This window comes from Shouchella rhizosphaerae, from assembly GCF_036700015.1.
Lineage (GTDB): Bacteria > Bacillota > Bacilli > Bacillales > Bacillaceae_D > Shouchella > Shouchella rhizosphaerae.
In genome coordinates this window covers 1,956,531-1,972,666 of record NZ_CP144921.1, presented here as the reverse complement: position 1 = coordinate 1,972,666, position 16,136 = coordinate 1,956,531, and the positions used below count along the sequence as shown (strand labels likewise).

At 46.3% G+C, this 16,136-nt stretch carries 16 protein-coding genes; all 16 read right to left on the bottom strand.

Going from position 1 to position 16,136, the window contains the following annotated elements; all coding sequences use genetic code 11:
- Positions 1–161: 161 nt before the first annotated feature.
- The 16 genes from lysS to V5G21_RS09755 all read right to left on the bottom strand — a co-directional run bounded on the left by lysS (position 162) and on the right by V5G21_RS09755 (position 16,124).
- A complete protein-coding gene (gene lysS / locus V5G21_RS09830) occupies positions 162–1,661 on the bottom strand; it encodes a lysine--tRNA ligase (protein ID WP_035202187.1) in 1,500 nt (499 codons plus the stop codon).
- Positions 1,662–1,751: 90 nt separating this feature from the next.
- Entirely contained in the window at positions 1,752–2,753 is a 1,002-nt protein-coding gene (gene dusB, locus V5G21_RS09825) for a tRNA dihydrouridine synthase DusB (RefSeq protein WP_011244980.1), read from the bottom strand.
- A 120-nt stretch (positions 2,754–2,873) separates the two neighbouring features.
- Complete coding sequence (gene folK / locus V5G21_RS09820; protein ID WP_011244979.1) at positions 2,874–3,392, bottom strand: 2-amino-4-hydroxy-6-hydroxymethyldihydropteridine diphosphokinase; 519 nt, start codon at positions 3,390–3,392, stop codon at positions 2,874–2,876.
- Complete coding sequence (folB, locus tag V5G21_RS09815) at positions 3,385–3,750, bottom strand: dihydroneopterin aldolase (RefSeq protein ID WP_011244978.1); 366 nt, start codon at positions 3,748–3,750, stop codon at positions 3,385–3,387. Before folB ends, folK begins: the two co-directional genes overlap by 8 nt.
- Positions 3,743–4,567 (bottom strand): dihydropteroate synthase, encoded by an 825-nt coding sequence (gene folP, locus V5G21_RS09810; protein ID WP_011244977.1) that lies wholly within the window; start codon positions 4,565–4,567, stop codon positions 3,743–3,745. Before folP ends, folB begins: the two co-directional genes overlap by 8 nt.
- The gene (gene pabC, locus V5G21_RS09805; RefSeq protein ID WP_011244976.1) at positions 4,564–5,403 is read right to left on the bottom strand and encodes an aminodeoxychorismate lyase; all 840 of its coding nucleotides are present in this window, start codon (positions 5,401–5,403) and stop codon (positions 4,564–4,566) included. Before pabC ends, folP begins: the two co-directional genes overlap by 4 nt.
- Entirely contained in the window at positions 5,388–5,981 is a 594-nt protein-coding gene (gene pabA, locus V5G21_RS09800) for an aminodeoxychorismate/anthranilate synthase component II (protein ID WP_011244975.1), read from the bottom strand. The genes pabC and pabA overlap by 16 nt, the downstream gene beginning before the upstream one ends.
- Before the next feature lie 12 nt (positions 5,982–5,993).
- The gene (pabB, locus tag V5G21_RS09795) at positions 5,994–7,427 is read right to left on the bottom strand and encodes an aminodeoxychorismate synthase, component I (protein WP_212930359.1); all 1,434 of its coding nucleotides are present in this window, start codon (positions 7,425–7,427) and stop codon (positions 5,994–5,996) included.
- Between the two features lie 170 nt (positions 7,428–7,597).
- Positions 7,598–8,536, bottom strand: a complete 939-nt coding sequence (gene cysK / locus V5G21_RS09790; protein ID WP_011244973.1) for a cysteine synthase A — start codon at positions 8,534–8,536, stop codon at positions 7,598–7,600.
- A 133-nt stretch (positions 8,537–8,669) separates the two neighbouring features.
- On the bottom strand, positions 8,670–9,557 hold the full coding sequence (gene hslO / locus V5G21_RS09785; protein WP_011244972.1) for an Hsp33 family molecular chaperone HslO: 888 nt from the start codon (positions 9,555–9,557) through the stop codon (positions 8,670–8,672).
- Between the two features lie 16 nt (positions 9,558–9,573).
- Entirely contained in the window at positions 9,574–10,344 is a 771-nt protein-coding gene (locus V5G21_RS09780) for a type III pantothenate kinase (protein WP_095237353.1), read from the bottom strand.
- Positions 10,345–10,403: 59 nt separating this feature from the next.
- Complete coding sequence (gene ftsH, locus V5G21_RS09775) at positions 10,404–12,392, bottom strand: ATP-dependent zinc metalloprotease FtsH (RefSeq protein WP_011244970.1); 1,989 nt, start codon at positions 12,390–12,392, stop codon at positions 10,404–10,406.
- 69 nt (positions 12,393–12,461) lie between these two features.
- Positions 12,462–13,001: a hypoxanthine phosphoribosyltransferase gene (gene hpt, locus V5G21_RS09770; RefSeq protein WP_011244969.1), complete on the bottom strand. Its 540-nt coding sequence runs from the start codon at positions 12,999–13,001 to the stop codon at positions 12,462–12,464.
- Between the two features lie 42 nt (positions 13,002–13,043).
- A complete protein-coding gene (gene tilS / locus V5G21_RS09765; protein WP_095237354.1) occupies positions 13,044–14,453 on the bottom strand; it encodes a tRNA lysidine(34) synthetase TilS in 1,410 nt (469 codons plus the stop codon).
- Between the two features lie 23 nt (positions 14,454–14,476).
- Positions 14,477–15,418 carry a protein kinase domain-containing protein gene (locus V5G21_RS09760; protein ID WP_035202204.1) on the bottom strand — a complete coding sequence of 314 codons (942 nt, stop codon included), beginning with the start codon at positions 15,416–15,418 and terminating at the stop codon, positions 14,477–14,479.
- The gene (locus tag V5G21_RS09755) at positions 15,387–16,124 is read right to left on the bottom strand and encodes a vWA domain-containing protein (RefSeq protein WP_011244966.1); all 738 of its coding nucleotides are present in this window, start codon (positions 16,122–16,124) and stop codon (positions 15,387–15,389) included. The genes V5G21_RS09760 and V5G21_RS09755 overlap by 32 nt, the downstream gene beginning before the upstream one ends.
- Between the last annotated feature and the right edge of the window lie 12 nt (positions 16,125–16,136).

Genomic DNA, 16,136 nt, shown 5'->3' with positions numbered 1-16,136 from the left:
TCTTTTGTTTTTGCTTCGTTTGGTGAACATCGCATCTTAGCGACAAGAAATAATATACCACTATAAAACAAAAAGCGCAATACTTTTTTAAAAGATTTTCTTATCTGTTTGAACAGGCAGTTGGCTGACCTGTAGAAAACATCAGATCAGCCAACCATTGCTTATTCGCCTTGCTCGCGGTTACGCATTTGCGGGAAGAGAATGACGTCCCGGATGGAAGGTGAATTTGTCAACAACATCACAAGTCTATCAATGCCAATACCGAGACCGCCTGTTGGAGGCATGCCGTATTCAAGTGCTTCAATAAAATCTTCATCCATTCGGTGGGCCTCATCGTCACCTTGCTCACGTTCAATTAATTGTGCTTCAAAGCGTTTTCTCTGGTCAATCGGATCATTAAGTTCAGAGAATGCATTGGCATGTTCACGCCCAACAATAAACAGCTCAAAGCGATCAGTAAAGCGCGGGTCTTCCTCATTTTTCTTTGCAAGCGGGGAGATCGCCAAAGGATGGCCATATACAAATGTAGGCTGAATAAGCGTTTCTTCTATAAAGTGCTCAAAAAACTCGTTTACAACATGGCCAAATGTCATTGTTTCTTTTACTGGCACTCCATGTTCTTTTGCAAGTGCCCGCGCTTCTCCATCGCTCATCTGCTGCCAAAAATCGACGCCAGTCTTTTCTTTAATCGCATCAACCATATGGACTCGCTTCCAACTAGGTGCCAGTTCAACGGTGTGTTCTCCGTACTGGACCGTGGTCGTGCCTAAGACTTCCTTAGCAATGTGCGCGATTACACCTTCTGTCAGTTCCATAATGTCATGGTAATCAGCATACGCTTCATAAAGTTCAATCATTGTAAATTCTGGGTTATGGCGAGTTGATATCCCTTCATTTCGGAACACACGGCCTATTTCGTATACTTTTTCCAAGCCGCCAACGATCAAACGCTTTAAATGAAGCTCAATCGCAATACGCATGTATAATTCCATATCGAGCGTATTATGGTGAGTGACAAATGGCCTAGCAGAAGCTCCACCAGGGATGCTATGCATCATCGGCGTTTCCACTTCAAGAAAGCCTTTTTCATCTAAATAACGGCGCATGACTTGAATGATTTTACTTCTTGTTATAAACGCGGTTCTTGATTCAGGACTCGTAATTAGATCAAGATAACGCTGGCGGTAACGTTGCTCAACGTCTTTTAAACCGTGATATTTGTCTGGCAACGGACGCAATGATTTCCCTAGTATCACCAGCTCCGTCACTTTCACAGACATTTCTCCTACCTTCGTCTTAAATGGACGCCCGCCGACACCAACCATGTCGCCAATATCTAATGATTTGAATAAACCATACGCTTCTTCCCCTACGGCATCCTGACGAACGTATATTTGAATCTGCCCTCCTATATCTTGAATGTGGGCAAACCCGGCCTTTCCTTTGCCGCGTTTTGTCATTAATCGCCCTGCAAGGACGACATGATCGTCTTTTTCTTCAAGCTCTTCTTTCGTAAACGCAGCAAATTGCTCAATCACTTCATTTGATGTATGCGTCCGTTCAAACTTTCCGCCAAATGGGTTAATCCCTTCATCATACAATTGATTTAACTTGTCTCGGCGCACGGCAAGCAAATCATGCATTTCCAATCCTTCCGTCATCGCTCTCAACCCCTTGTCCTCATTCACTGAAAAAGGGTAGACCGAGTAAACCGGTCAAACCCTTTGCCGTTCATTACTACGAACAGTGTACTATATCGCAGAACTCTCCGCCAGTTCGCGCCCCTCTAAGAAATCAACGTATTCATAAAGGGCTTTTACTACATCATCCCTTGTTTCAAATTGGTTGACTTTGTCGCGGATTTTCGCTTTGCCGCGCAATCCTTTAATATACCAAGCTGTATGTTTACGCATCTCGCGCACTGCCACACGCTCGCCTTTTAAAGCAACCAAACGATCCAAATGAATTAAACAAACTTCAATTTTCTCGCGTGGAGTCGGTTCTGGAGGAAGAGTACCATTCTCAAGATATTGGATTGTACGGTACAACATCCACGGGTTTCCGAGAGCTGCACGGCCAATCATCACACCATCAACGCCATATTCGTCGAGCATCCGCTTGGCGTCTTGCGGTGTAGCCACATCACCGTTGCCTATAACCGGAATGTTCACTGCCTTTTTCACATCGCCAATAATATTCCAATCAGCCACACCCTCGTACATCTGAACGCGCGTGCGACCATGTACGGCTACTGCACTTCCGCCCGCTCGTTCAACTGCACGAGCATTCTCGATGGCATAAATATGGTCTTCATCCCAGCCAATCCGCATTTTGACAGTTACCGGCTTTTTGACTGCATCGACAACGGCAGCGACCATTTCGTAAATTTTTTTAGGGTCAAGAAGCCAACGGGCTCCTGCATCACATTTTGTAATTTTCGGCACTGGACAACCCATGTTAATGTCGATGATATCGGCATTGGTGTTTTGGTCTACGAATCGCGCTGCTTCTACTAGTGTATCTTTTTCTCCACCAAAAATTTGCAAACTAAGCGGCTTTTCCCGCTCATCTACGTAAAGCATTTGTAACGATTTTTCGTTTTTATGCAAGATGGCTTTGTCACTAACCATTTCCGCGCAAACTAGGCCGGCGCCAAATTCTTTCGCAATTAAGCGAAACGCCGGGTTGCATACTCCTGCCATAGGCGCGAGTACGACTTGGTTTTTCATTTCTATATCGCCTATTTTCAGCATAGGTCACACCTCCATTTGCTCTCCTTTGTATCATCTCCGCTTTGGAGATGTATAAACCCTTCAGGACCAATGATCCTGCTATATTCACCTAAATTCAAGATACGCTTACAGCAACAGCGTTTAGCTTTCTGTATGGACGTATTGGTCAACGCCGCTCCAATCTCTCCACCATGTTACACCAGCTTGCATCGCCGAAGCTAATTCAGCCACTGTTTGCTTACAGGTTTCGCTGTATACATCAGGCGCTATTTCTGCAAGCGGAACGAGCACAAACGCGCGCTCCCACATTCGTGGATGGGGGATTTGCAGCTCACCTGTCTCTATATTTTCATGATCAAACAACAAAATGTCAAGATCTAGTGTACGAGGGCCGAAGCGGATAAGGCGTTTTCGACCAAGTTTCCTCTCTATTGCTTGTGTTGCTGCAAGCAATGAAAACGGGCTAAGGGTTGTTTCGACTTCAGCAACCATATTTAAAAATGGCCCTTGGTCCGTAAAGCCAACAGGCTCCGTTTCATATATGGAAGAAGCTTGAATGACTTGAATCGAGGCATCGGCGTCAAGCAGCTTCATTGCTTCCTGCAAATAATTTTCCCGGTCTCCTACATTCGAACCTAACGCAATATAAGCCTTATGCATGGCGTGACCTCGTTAGCTCGACTGCAACCGAGTCGTAATGCCCTGCAATGGGCGGATTAGGCTTGATCACTTTCACTGTACAGGTTTGCAGTTGGTCATACGCCTGTAAAAGCTCGGCGCTAATCCGTTCAGCCACTGCTTCTACCAGCTTGTACGGTTTTCCTTCAACAATCGTTTTAACACGCTCATGTACGTCGCCGTAATCAATGGATGCCTGCAAATCATCATGGCGTGCAGCATGCCTTAAATCGAGCTCAAGCACTAAATCGACGATAAAGTGTTGGCCCAACTTTGTTTCTTCTGGATAGACGCCATGGTATCCGTAAAAAGACAGTTGATTTAAAAAGATTTTATCCAACATCATCACTCCTTTTCAGCATGGCGTCCATCATAATGGCCATGCGTGCCATTTCCTTCACATCATGGACACGAATGATTTGACAGCCTTTCGCGATTCCTAAACAAATGGTCGCGCCAGTGCCCTCTATACGGTCCTCAACCGGCAAATTCAAGGTTTTGGCAATTAAAGATTTTCTTGAAGTACCAAGCAACACCGGCAAGCCCATTTCGACAATTTGGTTTAGTTCACGAATAACCTCCAAATTTTGTTCATACGTTTTCGCAAAGCCGACCCCTGGATCAAGCCAAATTTGCTGTTTTTGTACACCTGCCCTGAGGCAGATGTCAATGCTTTCTTGCAAATCAGCTTTCACATCTTCCATGAACGATTGATAATTCATATTCTCGCGGTTGTGCATCAGTATGATTGGAACAGCAAGGTTGGCAGCAACTGTCGCCATTTCCGGATCAGCTTTTGCTCCCCAAACATCGTTAATAATAGCAGCGCCAGCATGTACTGCTGCTTTTGCCGTTTTAGCTTTGTACGTGTCAATGGAAATCGGGACGTCCATCCGCGCTGATATTGCTTCAATGACGGGAATAACCCGTTCCATTTCTTCTTCTGCTGGCACAGGGGTGTACCCTGGCCTCGTTGATTCTCCGCCAATATCAATTAAGTCAGCGCCAGCTTTCACAAGCTCATGGGCACGGTCAACTGCCGCGTTAAGACGATTGTAGCGGCCCCCATCTGAAAAAGAGTCAGGCGTTACGTTTAAGATGCCCATCACTTTTGTTCGTGCTCCCCTATTGACTTGAAGAGAAAATCGCTTGCTCATGTTGTTTTGCTTCCTCCATTCGCTGCATGTGTGTAGTTGGCAGCAATGACCGGCACAAGCGAGCCGATTTCCAGCTCCCGGCCGTCCAATTTTGTAATAGGCACGACGCCTTGGATTGAATTCGTGAGAAAAAGGGCATCCGCTTCATGAAGAGCTTCCGCTTTAAATAAGCCTACGCGCACTTCATGCCCTGCCCTTTGTAATTGTTTGATCACAAAGCTTCTCGTTACTCCGCCTAAGATGCCCGTTTCTAACGAGGGTGTGAAGACAACATCGCCTTTTATCCAAAATAGATTGGAGACAATGCCTTCTGCTACATGCCCTTCTTTTGTTAAAAAAATGCCTTCAGCATGAGGGGACTGGTTTAGCTCTTGCTTGGCGAGAACATTATTTAAATAGTGATGTGATTTTAGCCGCACGCCCCCTTCAGGCGTGTTCCGAACAGTGTGTAAAACAACAGCTTCTTTGTGAAGCGGCTTTTTAGGCAATGGCTTCATATACACGATTTCCGTTGGCGCCTCATAGCGATCTGGAAACAAGCCAATCTCACGCATGCCAGCTGATACATTCCAGCGGACATATCCTTCCTCGAGCTGATTTGCTTCAAGCAATGTATAGACGGTTTCAAGCGCCCGTTCTTTTGTCAATGCGTAGGCAATGCCGACTGATTCTAAGCCTTTTAAAAGACGGTCAATATGCGCTTCGAGCAAAAACACCCCGTTTTTATGGGCAGCAAAAGTCTCAAACAGACCAATGCCGTATAAAAAACCGTGGTCAAACGCAGAAATGGTCGCCTGCTCTTTTGCAACAACAGCTCCGTTTATACTGAGGAACATGCCGTGCCACCTTGATAAGAATCAATAAATTGACGCAACAACGTTTTCCCCTCTTTCGTCATAATCGATTCGGGATGGAATTGGACGCCTTCAATCGCCAACTCCTTATGGCGAATCGCCATCACTTCCCCTTCCGTTGTTTCCGCACTAATTTCAAAACATCCAGGCAACGTTTCTCGTTTAACAATAAGCGAATGGTAACGCGTGACGACAAGCGGACTCGGAAGACCAGCAAATATTGTTTTTCCATCATGCTGGACATTCGATGTTTTCCCGTGCATCAGCCGCTCCGCCTGAACAACATGGCCGCCAAAAGCCTGGGCAATCGCCTGGTGTCCTAGGCATACGCCAAAAATCGGCACTTTCCCTGCAAAAGCACGAATCGCCTCTAAGCTGATTCCTGCTTCGTTTGGGCTACATGGCCCTGGAGAAATCATGATACAATCAGGATTTAAGTCGGCTATTTCCGTAATCGTTATAGCATCATTCCGTTTGACGACCAACTCTTGTCCCATTTCGCCTAAATACTGAACCAAATTGTACGTAAATGAATCATAATTGTCGATCATTAAAATCATCTCTTGCTCCTCCTAAGCTCTGCTCGTTTTTGTTAAAACTCTCTGCTCTGCTAATTCAAGCGCACGCCATAGCGCCTGCGCCTTTTTCATTGATTCTTTGTACTCGTTTTCGGCATTAGAATCAATCACTATTCCAGCGCCTGCCTGGACATGGGCGTTCCCATCCTGACACAGCATCGTGCGAATGACTATGTTTAGTTCCATGTCGCCATTAAAACCAATCCAACCAATGGACCCTGTATATAAGCCGCGGCGAACGGGCTCCAACTCTTCAATGATCTCCATTGTCCTTACTTTTGGCGCTCCCGTTATCGTCCCCCCTGGGAACGTGGCGCGAATGCAATCGTATAGCGTCAGGCCCTCTGCCAACTTCCCTTTTACGTTAGAAACAAGGTGCATGACATGAGAGTACCGTTCCACCACCAACAAGTCCTCCACAGACACTGTGCCGTACTCGCTCACTCTTCCGAGGTCATTTCGTTCCAAGTCAACGAGCATAACATGCTCCGCTCGCTCTTTTTCATTGCCTAAAAGTTCCGCCGCAAGTCGGGCATCCTCCTCCTCATTCGCTCCCCTTGAGCGTGTTCCAGCTATTGGCCTCGTTTCCAATTCATTACCGCGCTTTTTAATCAATAATTCAGGTGATGCACTGACAATTTGTGTTTGTGGGCTATGAATATAGCTCATGTACGGCGATGGATTAAGCTGCCTCAGCTCTTTATAGACACTAAAAGGGTCTACTTGAAGGCTCCGGGTCTGGCGAACGGACAAATTGACTTGAAATACATCGCCGCTTCGAATGTAGTCCTGCACCCTTTCGACAGCACGAACAAACTGCTCTTTCGTAAATGTCGCTTCTTTGCGTGAACGGGAAGTAAATGGATTTCTACTTGGTGTCGGAGCAGACTCTGCTTGCAGCCACCGCTGTTCAAGCAGCGCCACTTTCTCCTGCAGCAATTGGCTATCGCTTCCATTGGCGCATAGCCACAACTGCTCTTCCTCATGGTCGTACACAGCTACTTCCTCAAAAACGAGAAAATAGACTTCAGGCAGTTGCAAATCATCAACCGCGGTTTCCTTTAACGACTCAATTTCTCGGACAACATCATAAGACAAGTATCCAATCGCCCCGCCTTGCATTGGTGGGCCTGTTAACGTGTCTTCTGTTTGGTAGGGGGCAAGTACCGTTTCTAACGAAGATAACAGCGGGCCTTTAAAAAGATGTTTGCCGTTTTGGTCGCTAACCATTAATGTGTGGCCCTTGCCTTCGATCACAGCAACAGGCGTTAAGCCGATTATGCTATACCGGCCTGTCTGTCCACTTTCCAACAGTACATGATGGGGCTCGTCTTTCGCCAATGCGGAAAATCGGTGAAACCACTCGTTTTGCGGCATTGCGATTTTTTTATTTATTGATGTACGAATGGCAGACCCTTTTTGCGCCATAGACTCACTCCGTCTCTAAAGCATATGTGCCTATTCTACTAAACAATTTCTAAGAAGAAAAGCAGCCTCTTCGAAAAGAGACTGCTACAGACGGTAGACAGGCGCATCGTTTGCCTTGTTCCTATCTTTTAAACCCTCATGTCGAGTGGCCGACAAACAAAGCTGGTAAATTATGAATGGGTCGTTTCTTCCTCAAATTGGTACAGCGGCGTGCTCAAGTACCGTTCTCCGTTTGAAGGAATAATCGCAACCACTTTTTTACCTGGCCCTAGCTCTTTCGCAAGTTCTAACGCTCCATAAATGGCTGCCCCTGAGGAAATACCGCCTAAAATGCCTTCTTCCCTTGCCGCACGACGTGCATATTCAAACGCTTGTTCAGTCGATACTTGTAAAACCGAATCATACACATTTGTATTTAAGATGCCTGGCACAAAACCTGGGCCAATGCCTTGCAGTTTATGGGGGCCGGGCTTGCCGCCTGACAGCACAGGAGAGTCTTTCGGCTCAATCGCGACAATTTTCAATTCTGGAAAATGCTCTTTTAATAGGCCGCCTGCTCCAGTTATCGTGCCGCCTGTGCCGATGCCGGCGACAAAGCCGTCAAGCTGCCCATCGACTTGCTTAAGCAGTTCTTTGCCAGTCGTTTCACGGTGGATTTTCGGATTGGCGCTGTTTTCAAATTGCTGCGGCATAAAATGCCCGTCTTGTTTAGCTAACTCTGTCGCTTTTCGGATTGCCCCGCCCATGCCTTCTGGACCTGGGGTCAACACAAGCTCAGCTCCGTAAGCGCGCAGCAAGTTACGCCGCTCCATACTCATCGTTTCAGGCATAACCAGTTTTGTTTTATAGCCTTTGGCCGCTGCAACCATAGCGAGGCCAATGCCCGTGTTGCCACTTGTTGGTTCAACAATGGTCGCTCCTGGCTTTAGTTCTCCGGATTCTTCAGCTGCATTCACCATCGCCAGTGCAATCCGATCTTTTACGCTGCTTCCTGGATTTTGGTATTCAAGCTTTAAGTACACGTCTGCATGTTCAGCAGTCGCCAGGCGGTTTAATTTTACAAGCGGGGTATTGCCGATCAATTCCGTAATGTTGTTTACAACGGTCACAATCAAACGCCTCCTCAATCCCTAGTATCTTCATTGGTTTTATAAAAATAGGATAGCAAACATTTTCAGATAAGTCAATCAGACATCTCTGCTTTTCACGCTTTTCGCCTGCGCCAATGAAGCATGGTTTTGTCTACCGTTTGCTCTCGGCTTCTTCTAACAACGCTTTTAGTTCTGCTTCTGTGAATGAATACGATTCATTGCAGAAATGGCACACCGTTTCAGCGCCACCATCCTCTGTAATCATCGCTTCAATCTCCTTCGTCCCAAGGCTAATAATCGCGTTGCCGATTCTCTCCTTCGAGCACGAGCATTCGAAGAAAACAGGTTTTGTTTCAAGGAACTTGACATTTTCTTCTCCAAGAAGGCCATTAATTATTTCTTCAGGTGTTTTGCCCTGTTCCACCAGCTTTGAAATAGGCGGCGTTTCCCCGATCCGTTTTTCAATTTCTGTAATGGTTGCTTCCTTCGCTCCAGGCAGTAGTTGGATGACAAACCCGCCCGCTGCAAGGACGCTTTCATCAGGATTGACAAGGACACCGACACCAACAGAGGAAGGTGTTTGCTCTGAGTTGGCAAAGTAGTATGTGAAGTCATCGCCTATTTCGCCTGAAACAATTGGCACGCTTCCTGTAAATGGTTCTTTCATACCGAGGTCTTTTACAACCGAAAGTGTTCCTTCAGTCCCGACCACTCTCGCCACATCGAGCTTGCCTTTGCTGTTTAACTCTGGGCTGACATGAGGGTTGGTCACTGTCCCACGCGTTGCCCCTGATGCATGGGCATCAACGATGATTTCCCCAATCGGTCCATTTCCTTGAATTCGTACAGTTAGCTTATCCTTGCCTTTTAACATCGATGCCATAAGGGCTCCGCCCATCATTGTCCGTCCAAGGGCAGCGGAAGCAGTCGGCCAAGTGCCCTGCCTTTTGCATGCTTCTTTGACCATTTCTGTCGCTCTAAGGGCAATCGCTCGTACCTCACCGTCGTAGGCTGTTGCTTTTACTACATAATCTTTCATTCAAAACCCGCTCCAATCATTGGTTTTTATCGTAAATATATTTTAGCCCACTTAACGTTAACTCTTGTTCCAAATGTTGAATTTGCTTTGATTCTTCCGCATAAAGATAGGCTAGTCCGCCTGTTGCAATGACTTTAGCATCGTCAAGACGTTGCTCCCCCTTGATTCGTTCAACCACGCCGTCAATCATCGCTATATGCCCATAGAATGTCCCACTTTCCATGGAGGCAACCGTTGTCTTTCCTACAACAGATGCCGGCTTTGTAAGTTCAATTTTCGGCAATTTAGATGCTTTATTCGACAAAGCTGCCGTCGAAATAGCCGCTCCAGGGGCAATAACGCCCCCTCGGTAACGGTGCTTTGCATCAATGCAGCAAAATGTCGTAGCCGTACCAATGTCGACTACAATACACGGAGCGCCGTAGCGAGCAATTGCTGCAACGGCATTAGCAATCCGGTCGGCACCGACTTCTTTCGGATCTTGATAATGGATTGAAAGGCCGGTGCGAATGCCAGGACCGACAATTAAGGGGGTTACGTGTAAATAATCTTGGCACATGCGGCGAAAGCGGTGCATAATTGTTGGAACGACAGACGCGATGATCACACCGGTGACGTCGTTAAAACGGCAACCTTTTTGCTCAAAAAAAGAGTGCAGCAACATGGCATATTCATCACTCGTTTTATCGTGCGTGGTCGCGATCCGAAATATGAATGCTAGTTGGTCGTTCTCGTCGTAGACGCCTGTCACAATCGAAGAATTGCCAATATCAATGGCCAACATCATTGGCTTTGACCCCCTTTTTACCAAAAAGAGAGTGCCATCTAGGCACCCTCTATTTTCGCTTAATCGCGGTTCTCCTTTGTTTCCTCTGAAGACGGTGGTCGGTTTTCGCCTACGTTTGTCGTTTCTTCATAAGCGCCTTCCACTTCTTCTGCTGAATCTTTTGACTGGATGTTCACTTTCATGTCGCCGTTTTTCTTCGACGCATGATGGTTTTCAGGCAGCTTGCCTTCATTAATGAGGGATTGGATTTGTTCGGCATCAAGCGTTTCGAGTTCAAGCAAATTCTTGGCGATAAGGTCTAGACTATCCTTATTCGCAAGCAAGATTTGTTTACAACGCTCATAACTGTCTTTTATGATGCGTTGAACTTCCAAATCAATTTCATGAGCAATCGCATCTGAATAATTTTGGTCGTTTTGAATGTCTCTTCCTAGGAAAACTTGACCGCCAGAACTTTGCCCAAATTGCATAGGCCCCAATTTATCGCTCATGCCATATTCCGTTACCATTTTCCGCGCTATGCTTGTCGCTCGTTGGAAGTCATTATGAGCACCTGTGGAAACTTCGCCAAATTGAATTTCCTCAGCGACACGCCCGCCAAGCAAGCCGACAATTTTATCAAGCAGCTCAGGCTTTGTCATAAAATAACGGTCTTCTTTCGGCAGCATCATCGCGTAACCGCCTGCCATTCCACGAGGGACAATCGTTACTTTGTGGACCATGTCGGCGCTTTCCAACTTGACGCCAACAACGGTATGCCCAGCTTCATGCCACGCAACAATGTTCTTTTCTTTTTCGGAAATGACGCGGCTTTTTTTGGCAGGACCTGCAATGACACGGTCAATTGCCTCTTCAATATGTTCCATGCCAATTTCTTTTTTGTCGTTTCTCGCTGCCACAAGCGCTGCTTCATTCAGCAAATTCTCAAGGTCTGCCCCGGAAAAACCAGGCGTTCGAATCGCAATGAGATCAAGCTTTACTTCCTCGCGAAGCGGCTTGTTTCTTGCATGGACTTTGAGCACTTCTTCACGCCCTTTAACGTCAGGGGCGTTCACTTGAATTTGCCTGTCAAAACGACCTGGACGAAGGAGTGCGGGATCAAGGATATCAGCACGGTTTGTAGCAGCAATGATAATGATGCCTTCATTTGCACTAAAACCGTCCATTTCGACAAGCAATTGGTTCAACGTTTGCTCACGTTCATCATGGCCGCCGCCAAGTCCTGCGCCACGCTGGCGCCCAACTGCGTCAATTTCATCGATAAAAATAATACATGGGGAATTCTTTTTGGCGTTTTCAAATAAATCACGCACACGGGATGCCCCGACCCCAACAAACATTTCGACGAAATCAGAACCACTAATTGAGAAAAACGGCACGCCTGCTTCACCGGCAACAGCCCGGGCAAGCAGCGTTTTCCCTGTACCTGGAGGACCGACAAGCAACACGCCTTTAGGAATCCGCGCCCCTATAGCGGCAAACTTGCGCGGGTCTTTTAAAAACTCAACGACCTCGACAAGCTCCTGCTTCTCTTCGTCAGCGCCGGCAACGTCTTTAAACTTCGCCTTTTTCTTCTCATCGCTAACCATTTTTGCTTTGCTTTTGCCAAAGTTCATGACGCGGTTACCGCCACCGCCGCCACCGCCTTGGGCAGAACTCATGAGAAAAATGATGATCAAAAAGATTAGTAAAAACGGCGCGATCATAATGATGGTTGACAACCAGTTGCTTTGTTCTTCTTCTGGTTCAACCGTCAATTCGACGCCTTCTATATTAGAGAGAAGGTCTGCTGTAATATCTGAATTCAGAATCGTTGTGGTGAAATTTTCGCCATCTTTTTGCCCGGCAAACTGTCCTGTGACAACTAAAACAGAACGCTCAGGCTGAACGGTAATATTTTCCACTTCTCCTTGCTCGAGCTTCTCTAAGAACTCATCATAGCGAACTTGCTGGGTTTCTGTAGGATCATTTGAAAAGCTTTGGACCCCTGCAATAATAATCAGCATCAGTATCGTCAAGATGACTATCGTGCGTACTGTACGATTCATTCTGTACCTCCTCCCGCGTCCAACAAAACTGCACCTATCTTACCATAAGAAATCGTTCTATACCAATAATTAGCCTTCATAAACTTCAGGTTTCAGTATTCCGACATAAGGCAAATTCCGGTAGCGCTCTGCAAAGTCTAGACCGTATCCTACTACAAATTCGTCCGGGACAACAAAACCTGTCATATCCGGCACCAAATCCACTTTTCTGCCTTCAGGCTTATCGAGAAGCGTTACCACTTTTACAGACTTAGCCTTCCGGTATTTAAACAACTCGATTAAATAGCTTAGCGTTAAGCCGCTGTCAATGATGTCTTCGACAATTAAGACATCACGCCCTTCCACTTTCGTGTCAAGGTCTTTTACAATTTTCACTTCACCTGAGGAGACAGTGCTTTTTCCATAGCTGGACACGTCCATAAAGTCAATTTCCAAATGAGTATCCACAGCTTTAATCAAATCAGCCATGAAAGGAAGGGCGCCTTTTAAAACACCGACAACTAGTGGAAAACGGCCTTCATACTCTTTTGTGATAGCCTGCCCCAATTCCTTGATTTTTTGCTGAATTTGTTCCTCAGTCAATAAAATTTCTTTCATGTCGTTCTTCATGTACGGTCATGTACCTCCTGTAAGTTGGTGCCTTTTTTTTCGTTATGGCCATTTATGTTGGGAAAAAGTAACATGGAGTAGCTCGCCTTGTACATTAGCGGAGCGGGTGAGAATGCGGGATGTTTGAAGTGAAGGCACCCAAAGAATCGAGTCATTTGCATCGACAAGCAGAGGCCAAGCATCTCTTTTGGCGCGATCTACTTTTCGATCGATAAACAAACGGTTCACTTTTTTGCTTCCGCTCATTCCGCTTGGGGACAGCTTATCTCCCGGCTTGCGATTTCGTATGTATAGCGGAAAAGCCACTTGGCTCACCTGAAATGAAACAGCATCCGTATGTTCCAATTCCAATAGTTCTTCTCGTGTATCCGCCCTGATTACTCCAAGGGGCGTGTCTACTTTACCTGGGATACTAAGCAGATGACAATAAGCTTTTGTTTCTATAAAAGGGGCTGTTGTGAACAAGCACGTCCCGTAGGAACGTTTCACTTGTACCCTACCTGGCAAATCTAGTTGAGCGGAAGGGGCACTTGTTTGGAGAAACGCTTGGATCTGCTCAATTGCATCAGGAAAAACACGCATGTCATTTACTCCGTAAACATTTAAGTGAAGATAATTTAATATTAGATGAATCATTCTTCTTTGTAAAGGAAAGGGGGCAAGACAAAGCGCCTGAATTTCAAGTTCAATGCTTTTCTCGCTTTTTTTCGTTAAAATTTGATCCAAATGAGCTTTCGCCTGCTCCATTAAATAATGGTTGTCCTCCTCTTGCCAGCGGTCAAAACGGCCAATATGTTTATGAATATGGGGGTTTTCCTCAACAAGATAAGGCGCCATGTTCATTCGAAACCGATTGCGCGTATACGCATCGGAAAAATTGCTCTGGTCGATTCGGTAAGGAATGGCCTTTTCGTGGCAGTAGGCGACGATGGAACGCTTCGTTTCTTCAAGTAGCGGCCGCGCCAACACACCATTTGCGAATGGCCTAGTAGCGGCAATGCCTAGCTTCGTCAACGGTGTCGTTCCGCGAGTTAGTTTCATAAAAGCCGTTTCCACTTCGTCGTCGCCATGGTGGGCAGTCAAAAGCACAGTAGCATGTACTCGCTCCATTTCCCCTTGGAAGACTTGGTAGCGGAGGGCACGGGCCGCTTGTTGCGTTCCAACATGGTGCTCGGCTTTAAAGGCAGCAACGTCAACGTCTTTCACATTGCACGGCACGCCGAGGCGAGCAGAGAAAGATTGAACTAGTTCGGCATCTTTATTTGACTCTTCGCCTCGAAGTCGGTGGTTAACATGGACGACAAATAGATTGAGCTTCCACTTTTCTCGCAAATTGGCCATAATGGCAAGCAGCGCCATTGAATCGGGGCCGCCTGAGACGGCAACAAGTACGTTTGTTTCCATTCCAAACAATCGATTGTTTTCTATAAACTGTTCCACGCGTGCTTCCATTCTATTCGCCCCTATAGCTCTCTTCAAAATGATTGTATCAATAAGTATAGGACAAAAAGGATGAGAACAAAAGACATCACTAGGATTAAGTCGATCGGCGCCCCTTTCTGTTTTCTAACTTTATGTTGCTGTTTCCGTTTCACTCGGCTACGCTCTTCGGTTTGCTTCACCGAGGCAAGAAAGTCGTTTTTCATTGCTTCTGCAGATCCATACCCTCCCATTAATGCTTTATAAACAATTTCCCGGTAAGGTTTTAAGAGTGGCGCTTGGTAAATAAGCTTTTTTAATTGGCTTGCCGTATTGCCCCGCTCTTTTTTTACTTGCCGCGGGTAGGCACAGTCGACGACCATCATTGCGGCCGCAAATAAGTCATAGGTCGGCTCCGCCTTTCGTGTTCCTTGTTCCCAGTAACCCCGGTCATAATACTCAGTATATTCCTTAATCGCGCGGCCCACTCGTGTGGTTCCGCCTACATCTAACAGTCTGACTTCAGCTGAACGACGAGTAACAATCACATTTTCGGGCTTTAAATCGCCAAATACCCAGCCTTGTTGATGGAGCGCGCTTAATGCACTCAACAATTGCAATGCCAATACAGGCAGCCACTCTGGCCCTTTGCCTCGGAGGAAGTCAACAAAATTTTCGCCTTCAATATACTCCATTGCGTAAAAAGGAAGGACACTATTGGTAGACAGGAAGTCGTCAACGTCAAATAAGCAAGGCCCAAGCGGCTTGCCTTGGACCTTGCTGAACTGTTTCAGTACATTCGCTTCTGCTGTAATTGACATCGGTTCTGTGCCAATCTTTAACGCCACTGAACCCGTTTCTCCTTCTGCCAAGTAAACATAGCCAGTGACCCCTGCCCCAAGTTTTCGAATCAACTTATAAGGTTTACGGTTCCACTTGCCGCGAAATGCCAGTCCTGGGTAAAGTTCAAAATCCAAATCGCCCTTGGCGCTGTTCATTCTCATCGTCTTCCAATCTCCTTTTGCCCCGTCTTTCCTCAAACACTTGGAGTGCTGCTTGCAAAGCTGGGCCAGTCGGTGTCATTCCCGCCGTTGACAGTTTCGTAAAAGTCGCAGTTAGTGATTGGAGCTTTGGCGTCCAATCAAGCAACCTTTCAATCGGCTTTCTTTTCCCGGGAAATGAATACAGAGAAAATTTTGTATCCCCTGAACGGGAATTTAAACTAATGGACAAATCCAATAACGCTTCCTGCACCATCGGTAATTTATTTGTCATGCTTGCACTCGTGTCGATTAACACAAGTACCTCCAAGAGCACTTTCTCCCCTAGATCATCCACTACTTCCATCACTTGCCCGCGTTTTTCCGGCGGCAAGTCTTCCATTTCATCATTCTGGCCTAATATTTGTTTAAGTTCTTGGTTAACGACACCGTGAAGTGTTTGCGTCATCGCTTTTCTTGTTACCATCTGAACTGTTTTGGCCAGTTGCCTGGCAAAAACAATTTCGCTAACCCCTCCACCAGCTAGAGCAATCGCTTCAACCTCTTGAAGTCCTTTTTCATTTTCGCGGTTTTCATCAGTAATGCCGATTACATTTACCGTAACGTCATACTCTTGGGCCAAGCGCGCAATCGCTACAGGATCTTCGCCGTAATTAGAATGCCCGTCGGTCATGAGCAAAATTTGCCTTAATGTCCCATTCATTCGTTTCCCCTC

What these genes read in the sequence shown, in the direction of transcription:
- lysS (WP_035202187.1), bottom strand. Translation starts at nt 1,661, where the DNA reads ATGACGGAAGGATTGGAAATGCATGATTTGCTTGCCGTGCGCCGAGAC.
- dusB (WP_011244980.1), bottom strand. Translation starts at nt 2,753, where the DNA reads ATGCTGAAAATAGGCGATATAGAAATGAAAAACCAAGTCGTACTCGCG.
- folK (WP_011244979.1), bottom strand. Translation starts at nt 3,392, where the DNA reads ATGCATAAGGCTTATATTGCGTTAGGTTCGAATGTAGGAGACCGGGAA.
- folP (WP_011244977.1), bottom strand. Translation starts at nt 4,567, where the DNA reads ATGAGCAAGCGATTTTCTCTTCAAGTCAATAGGGGAGCACGAACAAAA.
- pabC (WP_011244976.1), bottom strand. Translation starts at nt 5,403, where the DNA reads ATGTTCCTCAGTATAAACGGAGCTGTTGTTGCAAAAGAGCAGGCGACC.
- pabA (WP_011244975.1), bottom strand. Translation starts at nt 5,981, where the DNA reads ATGATTTTAATGATCGACAATTATGATTCATTTACGTACAATTTGGTT.
- pabB (WP_212930359.1), bottom strand. Translation starts at nt 7,427, where the DNA reads ATGGCGCAAAAAGGGTCTGCCATTCGTACATCAATAAATAAAAAAATC.
- hslO (WP_011244972.1), bottom strand. Translation starts at nt 9,557, where the DNA reads ATGAAAGATTATGTAGTAAAAGCAACAGCCTACGACGGTGAGGTACGA.
- V5G21_RS09780 (WP_095237353.1), bottom strand. Translation starts at nt 10,344, where the DNA reads ATGATGTTGGCCATTGATATTGGCAATTCTTCGATTGTGACAGGCGTC.
- ftsH (WP_011244970.1), bottom strand. Translation starts at nt 12,392, where the DNA reads ATGAATCGTACAGTACGCACGATAGTCATCTTGACGATACTGATGCTG.
- hpt (WP_011244969.1), bottom strand. Translation starts at nt 13,001, where the DNA reads ATGAAGAACGACATGAAAGAAATTTTATTGACTGAGGAACAAATTCAG.
- tilS (WP_095237354.1), bottom strand. Translation starts at nt 14,453, where the DNA reads ATGGAAGCACGCGTGGAACAGTTTATAGAAAACAATCGATTGTTTGGA.
- V5G21_RS09760 (WP_035202204.1), bottom strand. Translation starts at nt 15,418, where the DNA reads ATGAACAGCGCCAAGGGCGATTTGGATTTTGAACTTTACCCAGGACTG.
- V5G21_RS09755 (WP_011244966.1), bottom strand. Translation starts at nt 16,124, where the DNA reads ATGAATGGGACATTAAGGCAAATTTTGCTCATGACCGACGGGCATTCT.